General features: G+C 55.5%; 13 protein-coding genes. 7 read left to right on the top strand and 6 right to left on the bottom strand.

All coding sequences use genetic code 11. From position 1 onward, the window contains the following. Window positions 1–7: 7 nt before the first annotated feature. Window positions 8–1,849 (bottom strand): extracellular solute-binding protein, encoded by a 1,842-nt coding sequence (locus tag AY555_RS02340; RefSeq protein ID WP_066132924.1) that lies wholly within the window; start codon window positions 1,847–1,849, stop codon window positions 8–10. After that, window positions 1,849–3,027, bottom strand: a complete 1,179-nt coding sequence (locus AY555_RS02335) for an ExeA family protein (protein ID WP_167798448.1) — start codon at window positions 3,025–3,027, stop codon at window positions 1,849–1,851. The genes AY555_RS02340 and AY555_RS02335 overlap by 1 nt, the downstream gene beginning before the upstream one ends. Before the next feature lie 191 nt (window positions 3,028–3,218). Here AY555_RS02335 and AY555_RS11495 point away from each other — a divergent pair, with 191 nt between their 5' ends. Both AY555_RS11495 and AY555_RS02325 read left to right on the top strand, forming a co-directional pair. Continuing rightward, window positions 3,219–3,689: a hypothetical protein gene (locus tag AY555_RS11495; RefSeq protein WP_167798449.1), complete on the top strand. Its 471-nt coding sequence runs from the start codon at window positions 3,219–3,221 to the stop codon at window positions 3,687–3,689. A 77-nt stretch (window positions 3,690–3,766) separates the two neighbouring features. Next, window positions 3,767–5,554, top strand: a complete 1,788-nt coding sequence (locus tag AY555_RS02325) for an SLC13 family permease (RefSeq protein WP_066132915.1) — start codon at window positions 3,767–3,769, stop codon at window positions 5,552–5,554. A 30-nt stretch (window positions 5,555–5,584) separates the two neighbouring features. On the opposite strand, the gene bioB is transcribed toward AY555_RS02325, so the two are convergent. Continuing rightward, window positions 5,585–6,619: a biotin synthase BioB gene (gene bioB, locus AY555_RS02320; RefSeq protein ID WP_082811807.1), complete on the bottom strand. Its 1,035-nt coding sequence runs from the start codon at window positions 6,617–6,619 to the stop codon at window positions 5,585–5,587. Between the two features lie 201 nt (window positions 6,620–6,820). On the opposite strand from bioB, the gene AY555_RS02315 reads away from it, so the two are divergent. From AY555_RS02315 to AY555_RS02305, 3 genes are all read left to right on the top strand, one after another. After that, a complete protein-coding gene (locus AY555_RS02315; protein ID WP_066132913.1) occupies window positions 6,821–8,419 on the top strand; it encodes a glycoside hydrolase family 17 protein in 1,599 nt (532 codons plus the stop codon). 324 nt (window positions 8,420–8,743) lie between these two features. After that, window positions 8,744–9,508: a PhoH family protein gene (locus AY555_RS02310; RefSeq protein WP_066132910.1), complete on the top strand. Its 765-nt coding sequence runs from the start codon at window positions 8,744–8,746 to the stop codon at window positions 9,506–9,508. Between the two features lie 223 nt (window positions 9,509–9,731). Continuing rightward, on the top strand, window positions 9,732–10,445 hold the full coding sequence (locus tag AY555_RS02305; protein ID WP_066132907.1) for a response regulator transcription factor: 714 nt from the start codon (window positions 9,732–9,734) through the stop codon (window positions 10,443–10,445). 16 nt (window positions 10,446–10,461) lie between these two features. On the opposite strand, the gene AY555_RS02300 is transcribed toward AY555_RS02305, so the two are convergent. Continuing rightward, a complete protein-coding gene (locus tag AY555_RS02300) occupies window positions 10,462–11,724 on the bottom strand; it encodes a M16 family metallopeptidase (protein ID WP_066132904.1) in 1,263 nt (420 codons plus the stop codon). A gap of 36 nt (window positions 11,725–11,760) precedes the next feature. Further along, on the bottom strand, window positions 11,761–13,164 hold the full coding sequence (gene thrC / locus AY555_RS02295) for a threonine synthase (RefSeq protein ID WP_066132901.1): 1,404 nt from the start codon (window positions 13,162–13,164) through the stop codon (window positions 11,761–11,763). A gap of 532 nt (window positions 13,165–13,696) precedes the next feature. Between thrC and AY555_RS02290 the strand changes: the two genes are divergently transcribed. Together AY555_RS02290 and AY555_RS02285 are read left to right on the top strand one after the other, a co-directional pair. Continuing rightward, window positions 13,697–15,388, top strand: a complete 1,692-nt coding sequence (locus AY555_RS02290; RefSeq protein ID WP_066132899.1) for a BCCT family transporter — start codon at window positions 13,697–13,699, stop codon at window positions 15,386–15,388. A gap of 35 nt (window positions 15,389–15,423) precedes the next feature. Then, on the top strand, window positions 15,424–16,155 hold the full coding sequence (locus AY555_RS02285; RefSeq protein WP_245176940.1) for an SDR family NAD(P)-dependent oxidoreductase: 732 nt from the start codon (window positions 15,424–15,426) through the stop codon (window positions 16,153–16,155). Here AY555_RS02285 and AY555_RS02280 read toward each other — a convergent pair. Continuing rightward, window positions 16,128–17,675 (bottom strand): YifB family Mg chelatase-like AAA ATPase, encoded by a 1,548-nt coding sequence (locus AY555_RS02280; protein ID WP_066132896.1) that lies wholly within the window; start codon window positions 17,673–17,675, stop codon window positions 16,128–16,130. The two genes, AY555_RS02285 and AY555_RS02280, sit on opposite strands and share 28 nt — an antisense overlap. Between the last annotated feature and the right edge of the window lie 15 nt (window positions 17,676–17,690).

The raw sequence follows: 17,690 nt of genomic DNA, 5'->3' as shown, positions 1-17,690 counted from the left end.
GGTTCCGTCAGGAGGATTGCGGAGCGTACCAGAAAATATCTGGATCAGTGACGGGATGCAGGACATTCATCTCGGGCGTCCGGATCTGCCGGGTTGCTACGTACATGGTTTCATTTTTGTACCATTGTGGGATACACAGAAAGCTCCAGCGCAAGATCCGGTCTAAGGCCCGGCTTGCGGTTACAAGCTCGGCGCGGGTATCGGCCTGCACCATTTTTTCGATCATGGCATCGACGGCCGGATTCTTTATCCCGGCCAGATTGCGTCCTCCGGGATTATCCGCTCCGTGACGACCAAAAAAATCATGCTGTTCATTGCCGGGTGACAGGCTCTGGAACCAAGCATCAACAATCATGTCGTAATCGTATTGGTTTCGTCTGGTCAGGTGCTGTGCCGGATCAATGGTACGCATGGTGGCATGGATGCCTAGCCGTGACAGGTTCTGGAGCAGGGGGCGCGTTACCCTCTCCCAGGCGGGGTGATGAAGAAGAATCTCGAAGGTCAGCGGTTGTCCGGTTTCGCGGGAAACCATAACGTTGTTACGCACCTCGTACCCGGCCTCATCCAGAAGGGTCAGGGCCCGTTTCAGATTGGCGCGTAGCCCACCCGGGGTGTCTGTGCGGGGAGGTTCCCAGGCTGGTCCAAAAACACGCTCAGGGATCTGGTCACGCCAGGGTTCCAGCAGGACTCGTTCTTCCGGGCCCGGCTCCCCTGTTGCTTCCAGGTCTGAGTTTCCAAAGTAGCTTCGGGTCCGTTTGTAAAGTCCGAAAGACAGGTTGGCGTTGGTCCATTCGAAATCAAAGGCTTGGATCAGGGCTTCACGTACCTTGGGGTCGGAAAATGGTGGGCGCCGTGTGTTGAAGACAAAGCCCTGCATACCGGATGGGCTCTGGTTCTTGATGGTAATCCGGGTCAGTGGGCTATCTGCTTTCCCGGTTTCCGGATAGTCCCGCGCCCATTCTTGGGCGCTGCGAATAATACGGATATCAACCTTTCCAGCCTTCAGGGCTTCCTTGGCAACCGTGTCATCCTGATAAATATCCACCCGGATTGTATCAAAGTTATAGTGGCCGCGCAGGGCCGGGACCGTATGTCCCCACCAATTCTCAACACGCTCCCACACGATGCGTCGCCCGCTTTCGACCGTGGCAATGCGATAGGGCCCGTTCCCGAGCGGAATGCGCAGGCTGCTGCGTTCAAAGTCGTGCCCGTCCCAGTCTGTCTTGGAGAAGACGGGAAGTTGCCCCAAGATCAAGGGAAGCTCGCGGTTGCGTGTGCCATCAAAGGTGAATAGAACCCGCCTTGGTCCGGTTGCTTCCACACGTGTTATGTTGCCCCAGTAGGAACGATACAGCGGCCGTCCCTTCTCGCGCAGGGTGTTGAAGCTGAAAACAACGTCATCGGCCAGAACAGGTGTTCCATCGTGGAACGTGGCTTGTGGCCGGAGGTTGAAGGCAACCCAGCTGCGATCGTCGGCAAGCTCGATGCTTTCTGCTAGGTATCCGTATTCAGTAAAGGGTTCATCCTTGCTCGAGACCATAAGGGATGCGTAGAGATAGCTGCTGCCAAGCGGTGCGAGTCCCGGTGCCGCCACACCTTTCATGATGAAGGGGTTCAGGCTGTTAAAGGCATAAGCATGAGTCATACGCAGGATGCCGCCTTTTGGCGCATCCGGGTTGACGTAGTCAAAATGCTGAAAGTGTTCCGGATATTTGGGTGCCCCGTGCATGGCAAGAGCATGTGTCGGGGATGCCTTTCGGGGGCTTGTGTGCTCTGTGGCACTGGATGGTGCAGCAATCCCGGTGACAAGGGCAAACAAGAGCAGGCATGAACGGATGGCTGCGTACATCAGGGCTTCACTGTTGAATCGGGGTTGTTAGGGCAAGCTGTTGATGACCATAACCAGCGGCCTTGCTGATCGCGGCAGGCTGTGCTGGATCCGCTCTCGTCCTGATGACCATCAAGCTGCGGCGGTGGTGCCGGGGGATCTGGTTTCTCGCTCAGTACAATCGACAGAGGCGGGTGTGCCCGGGTCCCTGTCAGCAGGGAGGAACCCTCCTTGTCCAAGGCTATCGGTTCCAGTTCACTGTTGCTGTCCAGCACTGGGATTATTCCCGTGAAGAATGCTGCGATCAGAGCTCCGGCAAGCATACCGCCAAATCCTGCAAGAATTGAGGCTTGGGTTATACCCACCTGTTTCTTCTGACCATGGGTGGGTGTGAAGGCAGATTGGTATCCCAGATCTTCAGGACGGACGAGAATATCGCCGCGTTGTGCTGCAGCGTGCAATGCCTTGTCACACAGCTGGTTGACGCGTCCGGGCAGCCCCTGACTGTCCACAACTAGGATGCCTAGGGCTTCGGGAGAAAAAGGGCGTGCTGCTGGATGATCCGGTAGGGCTGCTAGGTTCAGGTGATGGTCTATATAGGCGATGGTTTCTCCTGCATTCATGGGCTGCAGGCTGAGAAAGTGTGTCGGGAGTGAGGACAGTGCGCGGAAGAGGGGGTGGTTCAGTCGTGGAAGGAGGTCATCCGCACCACACAAAACAACTCTTAGGATAGGACCTCCCTCCCGGTGCATGGCCAGAAGGCTGTGCAGAAACAGCAAGGCGCGGGATGGCAGATAATGGGCATCGTCAATAATGACCAAGCACGGTGTCCGGCTAGGGCGTCGGCCGAGCAGAAGCCTGATGATCATATCATGCTCTTCGCCTTCACCCTCCGGGTGTACGCCGTGGGACAGGGCGCCCAGAAGGAGGCGTTCCAGGCTTTTGCTGTTGTTATCGCCGGGAATGGTTATGCAAAGGGCCGAGAGGGGTGAGGGGATGTCACGCAGCAGCTTGGCACACAGTGTGCTTTTGCCGATACCTTCCGGCCCTGTCAGAGTCAGGAGCCTGTCTCCGTCACGCAAGCGGGCCTGCAGATGTTCCAGTGTCGCTACAGACGATCGCAAGGGAAACCATCGCTGTGGATCCGGGAACAGAGGAAAGGGAGATCCGGACAGGCCAAACCGGCACATGAGGCTCATGCTGTCCTGCTTTGTCTTTTGACATGGCAGCGTAAAACCGCGATAACCTTTCTCGCGTGTATCATGCGTCCGGGCTGTTGGGTTTGTCCCTGAACTGTGGCAAGAGACCGGGCTGTCATCAGTGCTTTGTCCATGTTCGGCTTGTATTATATTGATACAGTGGCAGGTTTTGCATGTTGTGGAAAGATCTTGTGAAGGCCTTGTTGCATCCGGCCCGGATGCCTGTTGTCCTAGCTTTCTTTTTTTTCCTGATCTTGCTGCTTTTTGCGCGTTATTTCTGGCTGCAGGATGAGGCAATGTCCCACGCCTGTGCTCTTGGCGCCGTGTCATTCCAGTGTTCCCTGCGGTCCAGTCTGGGCATCCTGATGTACACCAAGGTGCTGGGCATCGTGTCAATCCCGGCGGCCGGGTTGGCGCTCTGGTTCCGGCGTCCGGCTGTCATGGTTGCTGCTCTGGCACTGACTCTGATGGCGCTGGTGTTTTACAATGCGGACTACGGTGCGGTGGCGGCAACCATCATGGTTGTTGCTGTTGCGCGTTCTCCTCGTTGTGTGTCCGTCGCTGCTAAGTCTCAGGGTGAGGGAGCAAGCCATTCAGGCGAGGGTCTCGAGAGCTCTGGAATGGCGGTAAGGCCTGTTGTTTCCGACAGGTCCTCGCGTTAACAGTTTTATTGCCCCAGCAGCTCACTCTTTGGTAGCATTCCTGCCCTAGGTATCATGACTGTCGGGGGCTTAAGGGCATGTTATACGGGTTTGATGCCCTTGCTCCCTATGTAGCCCTTGGCTTTCTGGTGGTTCTGCTTGTGGCCTTTGTGTGGGAGAAATGGCCGCCCGATGTTGTTGCTGTTGCGGCGGTGGCTCTGCTCCTGATTCTTGATTTGCTGAACATCAAGGAAGTTTTTTCCGTTTTTTCCAACAGTGCTCCGGCAACGATTGCGGCCATGTTTATTCTGTCCGGTGCCCTTGTACGCACCGGTGCTATTGAAGCCTTTGGCGGTGTTATCCATCGTATTGCCCGCTCGCGGCCAACTGTGGCAATCAGTCTGTTGATGGGGGGCACGATGTTGATGTCGGCCTTTGTCAATAACACGCCTGTTGTGATTGTTATGATCCCGGTTGTGATCGGTTTGGCGGTTTCCCTTCAGCAGTCACCGTCAAAGTTTCTGATTCCCTTGTCCTACGCCACAATCATGGGCGGCACCTGTACGATGATTGGAACATCAACCAACCTGCTGGTGGATGGTGTGGCCCAGGGGCTTGGGATGGAGCCATTCGGGATCTTCGAGATCAGTGGTGCCGGTGTCCTGATGGCCATTGCCGGTATGGTTTATGTTGTTCTGGTCGCTCCCCGTCTTCTCCCTGACCGGCAGAGCCTTAGTACGCTTGTTGGTAATCGGGCCGGTCCGCGCTTTATTACGGAGGTTGTTGTTCCCTATGACTCCCCGCTGATCGGTAGCCTTGCTGTTGAGGTTAATCTATTTCGTCGTGCGGATGGGCGTCTGATTGATGTTGTGCGTGGCGAGGAGTCCCTGCGTCGGGACCTTGATAGTGTGGTTCTTGAGGCGGGAGATCGCGTGATCCTGAAAACGCGGGCTGGTGAGGTCATATCCCTGCGCGAGGACAGCAAGGTTGAGTTTCCCGGTGCGCATGCGCTTGAGCCTCTGATCGCGCGTCAGTCAACCATTGCCGAGGGACTGGTTGGGCCGGGGTCGCCAATGGCTGGGCATCCTGTTGGCAATCTGCGCCTTCGTCGGCGTTATGGGGTTTATCCCCTAGCTGTTCATCGTGCTGGGGAAAATGTCTCCCGGGATCTTGATTCTGTTGTTCTTCAGGTTGGTGATACAGTCCTGATGGAGGGGTCAGCCGAGGATCTGGAGCGTTTGTCCAGTGATCAGGGGCTGATTAACCTGTCGGAACCCAAGGACCGTCCTTTCCGCAGAACCAAGGCTCCTTTTGTTGTCCTTATCATGTTGGCTGTCATTGGGCTGTCTGCGCTTGGTGTGGCAGAGATTTCAGCCTTGGCGCTTATTGCCGTGGCTCTGGTTCTTTTGACACGCTGTGTTGATGTAGATGAAGCCTATCAAGCAGTAGACTGGCGCATACTGGTTCTTATTTTCGGGATGCTCGCTGTTGGTCTGACATTGGAAAAGACAGGGGCCATAAAGTTGGTTGTAGGCGCAATGGCACCTTATTTACATGGGCATTCGCCATGGGTCCTGTTGATTGTTATATACGTCATTGTGTCACTCATGACCGAGATCATCACCAACAATGCGGTGGCTGTTTTGATGACGCCGATTGCCTATAACCTAGGTGTCGAGATAGGCATTGACCCACGGCCCCTTGTCGTTGCCGTGATGTTCGGGGCATCTGCAAGCTTTGCAACGCCGATCGGTTATCAGACCAACACCATGGTTTATACGGCAGGCGGTTATCGTTTTACCGATTTTCTGAAGATCGGTGCCCCGTTGAACGCGATTATTGGCTTGGTCTCGGTTCTGATTATTCCCTTGTTCTGGCCCTTCTGACCCGGGATTCAGATTCCCGGGTTCTTGTTCTCAGTCGTTGGGGTTTTGTGCCATGGGGGTTATCCCCAGTCGGGTCAACAGGTCATTGTCCCGTGCGGTTGGGCTGTTTTCCGTTGTCAGTAATTCTTCGCCGTAGAAAATGGAATTGGCACCAGCCATGAAGGCAAGAGCCTGCGTGCTGTCATCCATGGCATGGCGGCCTGCCGAGAGGCGAACAACCGAACGTGGCATCAGGATACGTGCAACGGCGATGGTGCGGACAAACTCCAGAGGGTCGACATTCCCCCCTTTTCCTTCGTCAGACAAGGCAGTTCCCTTGATTCCAACCAGCATGTTGATGGGCACGCTGTTGGGGTGTGTCTCCAGCGTTGCCAGTGTATGCAGCATGCCGGCCCGATCTGCCCGACTTTCTCCAAGACCGACAATCCCGCCGGAGCAAACCCGGATGCCGGCTTCCCGCACGGCCTTCAGCGTATCAAGGCGATTCTCGTAGGTACGGGATGAGATGATACTTTTGTAGTATTCGGGCGAGGTATCGACGTTATGGTTATAGTAGTCCAGACCAGCCTCGGCCAACGCATTGGCCAGCTCCGGTTTCAACATGCCAAGGGTCATGCAGGTCTGCAGACCTTCTTCTTTCACCGCGCCGATCATCTCGACAATGGTTGGCAGATCCCGTTCGCGAAGCTGGCGCCAAGCTGCCCCCATGCACAGGCGGGTTGCGCCGTTCTCACGGGCTTTGCGGGCTGCGGTCCGAACTTCTTCAACCCCCATCAAGGGTTCAACCTTCAGCTTGGCTTTCGCCGTTCTTGACTGGGAACAGTACTTGCAGTCCTCGGGGCAGGCCCCGGTCTTTATGTTGACAAGGGTTGATCGCTGGATCGTGTTGGGATCAAACCAGCTGCGATGTATGCTCTGCGCCAAGCTGACCAAATCAATGAACGGCATGTCAAACAGGGTTTCAACATCGTGTCGTGTCCAGTCTGTTCTGGGTATGCTCCAGTCCCGTCCCTGAAACTGTGCCGGCAAGGATGGCATTGGCAGAGGGATTGGCGTAATGGTCATGACAAAATGCTCCGGACCCGGATAATTGGCTGCAAGCCTGTATCACACCAATTTTCTGTCGGCAACCCGGCCGTCTTGTCGTGTGTCCGTGTCAGGCCCACTGAACAAAGGGGGTGAGCGGGGCAATATTTTTCCTTTCCCGGGGGGTGAAACTTGTTTACCAAGCAAGGTCTGTCTTTTTGTCTTCCAGGTGCAAGAATCATGGGGCGTAGTCGCGTTCTGGCGGGGTTGGTTGTTGCTGTTCTGGTTCTTGCCGGTGTGCTTGTCCGCCCCGGCATACCGGTTGATGTTACGGATTCCGCCATGAGCCGGGTTCCGTGCGTTTCCTACGCTCCGTTCCGCGATGGCGAGAGTCCGTTCGACCCGTCTTTCCATGTGACCCGGGAACGTTTGGCCGAAGATCTGGCCCATCTTAAAACCTTGACCTCTTGTGTGCGCACCTATGCATCATCCAATGGCTTGGATCAGCTGGCTGCCGAGGCTGAGAAGCTGGGTATGCATGTGCTTCTCGGGATCTGGATTGGGGGTAGCCCGGTTGATAACCGGAGCGAGGTTGAGCGGGCTGTCACTATAGCCAATGCGTACCCGCAAACCGTCAAGGCGGTTATTGTCGGGAATGAAGTGTTGTTGCGGCGCGAGCAGGCTCCTGAAGGGATGGCTGCCTTTCTCCGCGAGGTGCGATCTCGTGTCCCTCAACCTGTCACCTATGCCGATGTATGGGAATTCTGGACTAGGCACGCAGAAGCCCTGAAAAACGAAGTTGATTTTGTGACGGTGCATATTCTGCCGTACTGGGAGGATGAGCCGGCTGATATTGATACAGCCCTGCGGCATGTGCGCGATGTCCGCGAGTCTGTGGGAGCTCTTTTTGCTGGCCAAGATGTCCTGATTGGCGAAACAGGGTGGCCAACCCGTGGAAGGCAGCGGGAGGGTGCCGAGCCTGGTCTTGTTAACGCCACGCGCTTTATTCGTGGTGTTCTGGATATGGCAGACAGCAATGGCTGGCGTGTCAACCTGATCGAGGCCTTTGACCAGATGTGGAAGCGGGACCAAGAAGGAACAGTTGGTGGATATTGGGGGCTTCAGCAGACCGGAGGAAAGCCGAAAATTCTGCTGAAGGGACCGGTTGTTGAGGATCCGGATTGGCTGCAGTGGGTTCTGGTGGCTTTGGGCACTGGTGTTTTTATTTTCGTGGCCGTTATTATTGTGAGCAAACGTATTGATCGTGTTGGATTTGCCATCTCTGTCGTTGGGGCCTTGGCTGCGGGGGAAGTCATTGCTCTTCTGGCTCGTCATTCTGTGCTGTCCAGCCGCTCTTTGCTGGAGTGGGGCGTGAATGGGGGCGTTGGTTTACTGGCCGTTGTTTCCGCTGTTGCTTTCCTGTCTGTTTTGCAGAGCAAGGAACCTGGGTTGGGTGTATGGCATGGTCTTTTGTACCGGATGACCTTGGCTGTTGCTGCGACCAGTGCCTTTGGTCTTGCCTTTGGTGGACGCTATCGGGACTTTCCGGCCAGTATGGTTCTGATTGTGGCTGTGGCGCTGGTGCTGCTGTGGATTCGTGACTCCCGGATCTTGTTTGCACTGCCCGGGAAGCCAGAAGACGTCTGGTTGGCCGGGACAAGCGTTCCCGCCGTCTTGTTTGCCTGCTCTGTTGAGACATGGCGTAATGATGATGCTCTTGTATGGGGAGCAACGGTTATTGCCCTGGTTTCTCCGGCGATTTTCCGGGCTGTTTATTCCCATAATCCGTCATTTTACGGGCCTTCCGGGGCTGCCGGGTTGGTGGACAGGCCTAGTTGATGGGTTTTTCTGCTTGATCGCTCCTGTTGTTGTCAGGCGTTGTGAAGTACCATTCAGTGTGTCACGGCCCCTGTCGGAGGATCTCCGGTTTGGACCATCTCTTTCGTTGCAGCGTGAATTTGCTGCGGGTTTTGTGGGGTTTACCGCCTGCGTTTTCTTCGTCGGCGGAAGGGGCCCTTCCAGTCCGTACTGATGCCTTCTTTTTTGTCCCTTCTTCCACTCGTGTCTTGCCCCGTACTTTCTGGACGGGGCTTTTTTGTTGGCATTGCTCCGGCACGAGGGCACTGCCTGTCTCCCTTTTCTCTTTCAGGAGAGGTTCTGCCTATGGCCAAGCGCACCCATCGTTCTGCACAGGTCGAAAACTCCCGTGTTCGGGCTTTGATGCCCGAGGCTATGGTTTGGGATCCGTTGGGTGGAACCGCTCCGTCTTGTGGGCGTGATGTGGATGATCAGCGCCGTGACAGAAGTTATATTCGTCGCATTCGCCCGCACAGCGAGAACCAGTCGCTTCTCATGGATGCTGTTGAAACCCGGAATCTTGTTCTGGCACTGGGGCCTGCCGGAACGGGAAAAACATACATTGCGGTTTCAAAAGCCGTTGAAGCATTGGAGAGCGGTTCGGTCGGTCGTATTATTTTATCCCGCCCGGCCGTCGAGGCCGGTGAAAGTCTCGGGTTTCTTCCCGGTGCCATGGAAGACAAGCTGGCGCCCTATTTGCGCCCGCTTTACGATGCCCTCAACGATCGTCTTGGCGCGAAGAAGCTGCGGCAAATGCTGGCAGATGGGACAATAGAAATTGCGCCGGTTGCCTACATGCGGGGGCGTACCCTGAATAACTCCTTTATCGTTATTGATGAGGCGCAAAACTGCACCTACGGCCAGATCAAGATGATGTTGACCCGTCTGGGCTGGAACTCAACCATGGTTCTGACCGGCGATCCGGATCAGACGGATCTTCTTCCGGGCCTTTCAGGGCTTCGGGATATTGCCTCCAGGTTGGAAAGCCTTGAAGATGTATCGGTTATCAGGTTACGCGAATCCGATATTGTAAGACATCCATTAGTAGCTTCCATGCTGACGGTGATATAATCTAGGGGAGTTATTGGCGCGGTCATTAATGACTAATGGCTGTGCCAAAACCCCATAAAAAAACCAAGGGAAGATTTTCCAAGAGATATTAAACGCATAGATATTTACTCTTGGCTGGACATTATACTTTCCAGTTGTCAGTGCCCCGGAAATTTCATATCTCCTGAACAGAGTCACATTATGCTGCGCGGTGTCCGGATCGCTTAATCAGGGGGCGAAAACCATGACAAAAGAGCAGGCCCACATTCTTCTGGTCGAAGATGATCCGGCGACACAGGCACTCCTGTCTGCGTTTCTGCGAGAGGCAGGGTATTCTGTAAGTGGTGCATCCACGGCCGAGGCCATGCGTCAGGCCATGGCTAGGGCAACGGTGGACTTGATCCTCCTTGACCTGAATTTACCGGATGGCGATGGTATCCAGCTTGCCCACTCTGTGCGCAAGCAGTCACGGGTTCCGATCATTATGGTGACAGCGAGAGCCCAGCCGCGGGATCGCATTACGGGGCTGGAGCTGGGCGCGGATGATTACGTGACGAAGCCCTTCCACCCCAGGGAGTTGGTGGCTCGTGTTCGTAATGTCCTTGGCCGTTTGAACGGGAACAAGGAAGCTCCCGGCGGTGTTGTGTACAAGTTTGCTGGTTGGGAAATGGATCTTCTGTGGCGCAAGCTGACCAGTCCGGACGGTGACCCGATTTCAATGACAGCGACGGAATTTGATTTGCTTGCTGTTCTGGTTGCTCGGGCTGGTCAGCCATTGACGCGTGACCAGCTTTTGGAAGCGACAGGGGCCCCCGGCCGTGAGGTCAATGATCGCTCTATTGATACCTTGATCAGCCGCATCCGTCGTAAGCTGGGTGATGCCCGTGGCGGCCAGAGGATGGTCGAGACCTGCCACGGGCATGGCTATCGCTTTGCTGTCGACGTTCAGGCCGGTTGAGGCCGGCCCGCGCTTTCTAGCCTGCAATCATGCCCTTGATAGCGTCCAAGCTCGGGACATTCCGGCTTGGACCCAGCACGGCTAGTGTTGGGTCTGATGCAAAGATCAGGGCAGCGGCATCCCGTACAGCAGCGGCATCGACGGACTCGACCATGGCGACCAGTTCATCTGTATCCACGATCCGCCCATGTGTGAACAGCTGTCGAGCCGCCGTTTCCGCGCGGTTCGAGCTGCTTTCCAGCCCCATCAGGAGTCCGGCCTTGATTTGGGCCCGTGCCCTCATCAGTTCATCATTCTGTGCGATTGTATCCACAATTTTCCGAAGCTCCGTGCACAGAACAGGTACTAGCTCTGCAGCCTCGTCATCACCGGTGCCGGCATAGATGCTGAATAGCCCGCCATCGGTTGTTGAATTGGTGTAGCTGTAGATGGAGTAAACCAGTCCCCGTTTTTCACGAATTTCTTGGAACAGCCGGGAAGACATGCCCCCGCCCAGAAGCGTTGAGAGTACAGCTGTGGCGTAGAAGTGCGGATGGTCATACGCCACACCGTCAAAGCCGAGTACAAGATGTACCTGCTCCAGCTTCTTGTCCTGCCGGCTTTCTCCACCTTTATAGAGCGCCTTCTCAGGAGTAACAGATGGGAAAACCGGCAGGCTTGTGAAGGTTTTTTCAACCAGATGGACAAAAGAATCATGGTCGATGTGACCGGCCGCAGCAATGATGGTTGAGTGTGTTGAGTAGGTACTGTTCATGTACCTCTTCAGTGTTTCGCGATCGATGCTGCGTACTGTCTCGGGCGTTCCCAGAACAGTCCGTCCCATGGCCTGATCCGGGTATGCTGTTGCTTGGAAGTGGTCAAAAACAATATCGTCCGGGGTGTCCTCTGCCTGATTGATTTCCTGCACAATGACAGATTGTTCCCGCTTCAGCTCTTCCGGATCAAAAGCAGAATACTGCAGAATGTCGGCGATAATGTCGGTGGCCAGTGCGACATCGTCCTTCAGGACCTTGGCATAATAGGCTGTATTCTCGCGCGAGGTCCACGCATTGAGAATGCCGCCGACATCTTCGATCTCTTCGGCAATGGCACGGGCGGAACGACGGGCCGTCCCCTTGAACGCCATATGTTCCAGTAGGTGGGAAATCCCGTTCAGGGGCGCCGGTTCATGGCGCGCCCCGGCATCCACCCAAGCCCCCAGGGTGACGGTCTGTACGGTGTCCATCCGGTCGGTCAATACCCGCAGGCCGCTGGGCAAGGTCGTGATGGTGACGGTCATGGAAACTCCGGAAACAAGAGGGTTTGTGTGGTGTTGTCAGGCATGGATGCGCGACCGCGCCGCGCGTACATAGGCCTCTACGGCATCGGCCTGACGGTTTATCCGCTCCATGCGTTCGGGCCGCTGGAGTAAGTCTTTCAGGTGATGGGGCAGGACTGGTTCTACACCGCAGGCTGATCTTACCGCGTCAGGGAATTTGGCCGGGTGGGCTGTGCCAAGGCAAACAACCGGGGTGCCGTGCGTGCGCGATGCTTTCTGTCCAGCGGCAACGCCAATCGCGGTGTGTGGGTCAAGGAGCTCTCCGGTCAGGGTGTGGATGCTGCGCATAACCCCCATGGTTTCCTTATCATCAAGGCGCGTGGCCTCAAACAGTGCCCGTACCCGTTCAACGGTATAGGAGGGGGGCGAGCATGCGCCTTGTTCGCGGAACTGTTGCATCAACGTTCTGACCGTACCGGCGTCGCGGTCGCAGAGATCAAACAGGAGCCTTTCCAGGTTTGATGAGATCTGGATATCCATCGAGGGGCTTATGGTCGGCACAACATCCTGAACGGAGAGGACGCCTGTGTCGACAAAGCGGGTCAGGATATCATTGCGGTTTGAGCCAATAACAAGCCGTTCGATCGGTAGGCCCATACGTTGGGCAACGTAACCGGCAAAGACGTTGCCAAAATTCCCGGTCGGTACGCTGAAGACAACCGGTCTGTCCGGCGCTCCCAATCGTAGGGCAGCCCAGAAATAATAGACCACCTGCGCCATGATCCGTGCCCAGTTGATGGAGTTCACGGCAGCCAAGCCAACGTCTTGACAGAAGGAAGGCGAAGCAAACAGGGCTTTTACAATATCCTGACAGTCATCGAACGTACCATCGACAGCCAAGCAGTGGACATTGCGGCTTGTTACGGTCGTCATCTGGCGACGCTGGACGTCGGAAACACGACCGTTCGGGAACAGGATGAAGATCTCGATGCTGTCCCGGTCCCGGCATGCCTCTATGGCGGCGGATCCTGTATCGCCTGATGTTGCACCAACGACAGTGATGGTTTGTCCACGTTTGCCCAGAACGTTGTCAAAAAGGTGCCCCAGCATTTGCAGGGCATGATCCTTGAACGCAAGCGTTGGCCCGTGGAACAATTCCAAGAGCCACAGATCGGTATCCAGCTGTTTCAGTGGGGCAATGGCTTGATGGGTGAAGGGTGCGTACGCGGCACGAACCAAGGGACGTAGATCCGCTTCGGTCAGGCTGCCTGCGGTGAAGAGCGACAGAATGCGAACCGCGAGATCTTCCCACGACAGGCCGCGCATGGCGCGTATGTCGGCCGGGGACAGGGTAGGCCACGTTTCCGGTACATAAAGCCCGCCATCTTCGGCAAGGCCAGACAGCAGGACGTCGTCAAATCCAAGGACCGGAGCCTGGCCCCGTGTACTGAGATATTTCACCGGATTGTCTCCACACTGATACCGGATGCAGGGGGGCAGAGACTAGCGCCGGATGGGCTTGTCGGCAATGGGGCAGAGAAGGGGATCGAGTGTTTACTGATTTATATGAGACTTCCAATCTGGCCGATAATGTTCTTGTCAACATATCCGTAATCGAATCGGGATATCTGCATGTATATGCCGTGATAAAAGTCTATGCCCTGATGTTATGGTTCTATAGGGGTGAGTGGCCGATCTGAATAAAAATCCATGTTTATGTGGATATTCTACGCTATTCTATGTTAGTTATAGCCGGGTCTTCTTTCTAAAGAAGGCCTTACTGGAGGCTTCTATGCAGCTCTCCATGGATCCTTGGGTCTATTGTCTGTTGGCTTGACCCTTCTCTTTGGTGCCTCATTGGCGCATTAGGATCCGTATCAAACGTCCGGCTTGGTCGGTCATGGCGTCGGTGCCTCTGGGTGCCGTGTGGGGGTTTCTGTCCCTGCATTTGTCTTTACGCAGAAATGACAACTGAACAAGAGGAACACGGTGTATGCGGCACGAAAAGATTGACCTGACAGACCGTGATGACCAGATCACGGAGACTGTCGAATCAATCCCTGAGCCAGAGGGTGAAACAGAAATTATCGAAACAGATTATACGGTGGGGCAGGATAATATAGCTCGCCAATGGACCCTTGAATTTGATTTCCACCATATTGTATTCACTGTATCGGCTTTGTCCGTTGTGTTTTTTACTTTCATTACTTTGGCTCTTCAGAATGACATAGAGCCTGTTTTCGTTGCGATCCGGGATGCGATGACGTCTCGCCTTGGGCCGTTCTTCCTGTTTTCGGGCAATATTCTGGTTGTGCTTTGCTTGGTGCTTGTCGTGTCTCCGCTTGGGAAGGTGCGGCTGGGAGGGCCGGATGCAACGCCGGATTATGGTTATATCGGCTGGTTTGCCATGCTCTTTGCTGCGGGTATGGGCGTTGGCCTGATTTTCTTTGGTGTTGCCGAACCGATGACACACTTCTCGGCGTCCCTAGCTGGTGTCGGGTTGGGAGATGGTGGGGCAAGAATTGATACCGCCCCGTTGGGCGCAGCCTCTGGAGATGAGGCCTTGGCGCGATCCTTGGCCATGGCGGCGACAATTTTCCACTGGGGTCTGCACCCATGGTCCATTTATGCTGTTGCTGCACTGGCGCTGGCCCTGTTTTCCTATAACAAGGGGCTTCCCCTGACACTGCGTTCTATTTTCTATCCCCTGATTGGAGAGAGAGTCTGGGGGTGGCCAGGGCATCTTGTCGATATTTTGGCTATTTTTTCGACGGTCTCCGGGTTGGCCGTGACTTTGGGTGTCGGGGCACAACAAATCGCGGCCGGCCTTGATTTTCTCATGGGTATTGGAACATCCAATGTGATGCTTGTCCTGCTGGTTATTGTCATTACCATGATTTCTGTCTGGTCGATCGTCAAAGGGCTGGATGGCGGCATTCGCAGGGCATCCGAGTACAGTATGCTTCTGGCCGTTATCTTCATGCTGTTTATTGTTGTTGCCGGTCCAACGGCGGATCTGATGTCAGGCTTTGTACAGAACGTGTTGGGATATGGGCAGTATATTTTTCCCCTGTCCGTTCCGTTCGGGCGTGAGGATACCGGATTTGTCGCATCCTGGACGGCTCCATACTGGGCATGGTGGATCAGCTGGTCGCCTTTTGTAGGAATGTTCATTGCGAGGATCAGCCGTGGCCGCACGGTGCGGGAGTTCCTGGTTGCGGTTCTGCTTATTCCGACCCTGCTGTCCGTTCTCTGGATGACGGCTCTGGGAGATACAGCCATAGCCCAGGTGGTGCACAACGACTTTACAGGGGCGCAGGATGCGGTGCTTGAAATCAAGCTGTTTGAAATGCTTGGTCAGTTGCCCCTGTCTGGTCTGGCCTCTGCCGTTGGTGTTGTCCTGATCATTCTGTTTTTCATTACATCGTCAGATTCCGGAAGTTTGGTGGTTGATACGATTGCGGCCGGTGGCAAGGTCAATGCACCGATTGTGCAAAGAGTTTTTTGGGCGTTGTTTGGTGGATTGGTTGCCATTGCTCTGTCTTTGGGCGGGGGTCTGGCTGCCCTTCAAGCCATGGTCTTGTGTACAGGATTGCCGTTTGCTTTTGTCTTGATGGTGGCCTGTTATTCCATTGTATTGGGTTTAGTGAATGAGCGTAGGGTCGGTGCTTCGCAAGGTGATTAACCTGCGGCCGGCTCTTTCCCTGTGCAGGAGGTGTTGTGCCAGTGGCCTCTATCCGGGATTGTGATTGCAGTGCAGGTCATACCGGCATTGCCATTGTGATTGGTGTATCGGGAACTATCGGTAAAGCTGTGTCCGAACACTTGTCAGCTATGGGGGTTTTTGAGGCTGTCATTGGGCTGTCGCGTTCGGGCTCTGATCCTCTTGATCTATTGTCCGAAGACAGTATTGCGCATTCTGCTGAACAGATTGCCAAGTCAGGGAAGGCATTGCGCTTGATATTTGATGCCACCGGATTTCTGCATGGTGATGGAGTCAATCCAGAGAAAACGTGGCGCGATCTGAATCCGCTGGCTATGGCGCATGCCTTTGCCATCAATGCCATCGGTCCAGCTCTTTTGATGAAGCACTTTCTACCGCGTTTGCCCCGGCGCGGTCGTTCCGTTTTTGCAACCTTGTCGGCCAAGGTTGGCAGTATCGGCGATAACAAGCTGGGGGGGTGGTATAGCTATCGTGCGTCCAAGGCGGCGCTGAACCAGCTGGTCAGAACGGCCTCGATCGAGTTGGCGCGAACGCATCCTGATGCCATATGTGTTGCCCTTCACCCGGGAACTGTTGCCAGCCGTCTGTCTGATCCTTTCCGCAAGGACGGATTGGATGTTGTTTCCCCGGACGAGGCCGCAGCCCGTCTTGTCAACGTCGTCTCTTCACTGGATGTATCGGCCTCGGGGCAGTTCCTAGATTATCGCGGTTGTCCCTTGCCCTGGTAGGCTGTTGTGCGCATGGAGCGCCAAGACAGGGCCTCGGCAATGTGCACTGTGCTGATCGGACCGCCGCCGTCAAGATCGGCCAAGGTTCTTGAGACTCTGAGAATACGGTTCCAACCTCGCGCTGACAGATGCAGTTGGTTCGCGGCTTTTTCCAGCAGGGCGCGGCCAGCATCATCCGGTTGTGCAACGGATTCCAGAATTCGGCCATCGGCCTGTGCGTTGGTGCGAATGTGCTGGTCCGGGCACAGGCTCCTGTACCGTTTCTCCTGCAAGGTCCGGGCCGCGGCAACACGTTCTGCAACACAGGCTGACGTTTCCCCTTCTGGTGTTCGTGCCAGATCTGCTGGGGGGACAGATGGAACATCGACGTGCAGGTCAATACGGTCCATCAGGGGACCAGACAGCTTGTTCCGATAATCATCCCCACAGCGTGGTGCTTTCGAGCAGGCCATGGATGGCTCTGTCAAGTAGCCGCAGCGGCATGGATTCATGGCAGAAACAAGCTGTACGCGTGCAGGGTAGGACACATGGCTGTTGGCCCGGCTTATAACCGCGTGCCCGGTTTCCAGGGGTTGTCGCAGGGCTTCAAGTGTTGCGCGTGGAAATTCAGGCAGTTCATCCAGAAAGAGGATACCATTGTGCGCGAGGCTGATGTCACCGGGACGTGCCCGCAATCCCCCTCCAATCAGGGCAGCCACACTGGCAGAATGGTGGGGATCGCGATACGGGCGTGTGGTTATCAAGGCGCCTTCTGGCAAAGTGCCGGCAATGGAGTGAACCATGCTGACTTCCAAGGCCTCCTGTGCAGACAGGGGGGGCAGTAATCCCGGCAGGCGCCGTGCCAGCATGGATTTTCCGGAACCAGGCGGGCCGCTCATCAGCAGGTTGTGCCCTCCAGCGGCAGCGACTTCCAGCGCGCGGCGTGCGCTTTCCTGCCCCCTAACATCGGCCATATCATGTGGGTATGTGGTTTGTGTGGCAGATCTTGGTTCTGGTGGGGTCAGGATCACATCCCCACGGAAATGGTTGATCAGCGCCAGCAGGGAAGGGGTGGCCAGAATATCCCGTTGTGCTCCGGCCCAGGCGGCCTCACCGCCTTGTGCTGCGGGGCAAATAAGCCCGCGTTCGGTACCACAGGCAAAGAAGGCTGCCGGCAGAACGCCGGAGACGGGCGCCACGGATCCATCCAGTCCCAGCTCACCAAGCACAACGAAATGTTCCAGGTCTTCAAGGGGGAGGATTCCCATAGCAGTCAAAACCGCGCATGCAACAGGAAGGTCGAAGTGGCTTCCTTCTTTTGTTATGTCTGCTGGAGCTAGGTTGACAGTTATGCGTTTGGGAGGCAGGGCCAATCCTATAGCCCCCAGCGCAGAACGCACCCGTTCCCGACTCTCGCCTACAGCTTTGTCGGGAAGTCCAACAATAGTGAAGGCGGGAAGGCCGCTGGCGATGGATACCTGCACTTCGATTGGAACTATTTCGATGCCCTGGAAGGCTACCGTGTAAACGCGCGCTATCATCTTAGGTTGATTATT

The sequence above is a fragment of the Haematospirillum jordaniae genome, assembly GCF_001611975.1.
Taxonomy (GTDB): domain Bacteria; phylum Pseudomonadota; class Alphaproteobacteria; order Rhodospirillales; family Rhodospirillaceae; genus Haematospirillum; species Haematospirillum jordaniae.
This window is presented reverse-complemented; position numbering and strand designations above follow the sequence as displayed.

Excerpts from the sequence above, each read along its gene's own strand:
- AY555_RS02315 (WP_066132913.1), top strand. The coding sequence starts at position 6,821 with ATGGGGCGTAGTCGCGTTCTGGCGGGGTTGGTTGTTGCTGTTCTGGTT.
- bioB (WP_082811807.1), bottom strand. The coding sequence starts at position 6,619 with ATGACCATTACGCCAATCCCTCTGCCAATGCCATCCTTGCCGGCACAG.
- AY555_RS02325 (WP_066132915.1), top strand. The coding sequence starts at position 3,767 with ATGTTATACGGGTTTGATGCCCTTGCTCCCTATGTAGCCCTTGGCTTT.
- AY555_RS02340 (WP_066132924.1), bottom strand. The coding sequence starts at position 1,849 with ATGTACGCAGCCATCCGTTCATGCCTGCTCTTGTTTGCCCTTGTCACC.
- AY555_RS02335 (WP_167798448.1), bottom strand. The coding sequence starts at position 3,027 with ATGAGCCTCATGTGCCGGTTTGGCCTGTCCGGATCTCCCTTTCCTCTG.
- AY555_RS02290 (WP_066132899.1), top strand. The coding sequence starts at position 13,697 with ATGCGGCACGAAAAGATTGACCTGACAGACCGTGATGACCAGATCACG.
- AY555_RS02280 (WP_066132896.1), bottom strand. The coding sequence starts at position 17,675 with ATGATAGCGCGCGTTTACACGGTAGCCTTCCAGGGCATCGAAATAGTT.
- AY555_RS02310 (WP_066132910.1), top strand. The coding sequence starts at position 8,744 with ATGGCCAAGCGCACCCATCGTTCTGCACAGGTCGAAAACTCCCGTGTT.
- AY555_RS02300 (WP_066132904.1), bottom strand. The coding sequence starts at position 11,724 with ATGACCGTCACCATCACGACCTTGCCCAGCGGCCTGCGGGTATTGACC.
- AY555_RS02305 (WP_066132907.1), top strand. The coding sequence starts at position 9,732 with ATGACAAAAGAGCAGGCCCACATTCTTCTGGTCGAAGATGATCCGGCG.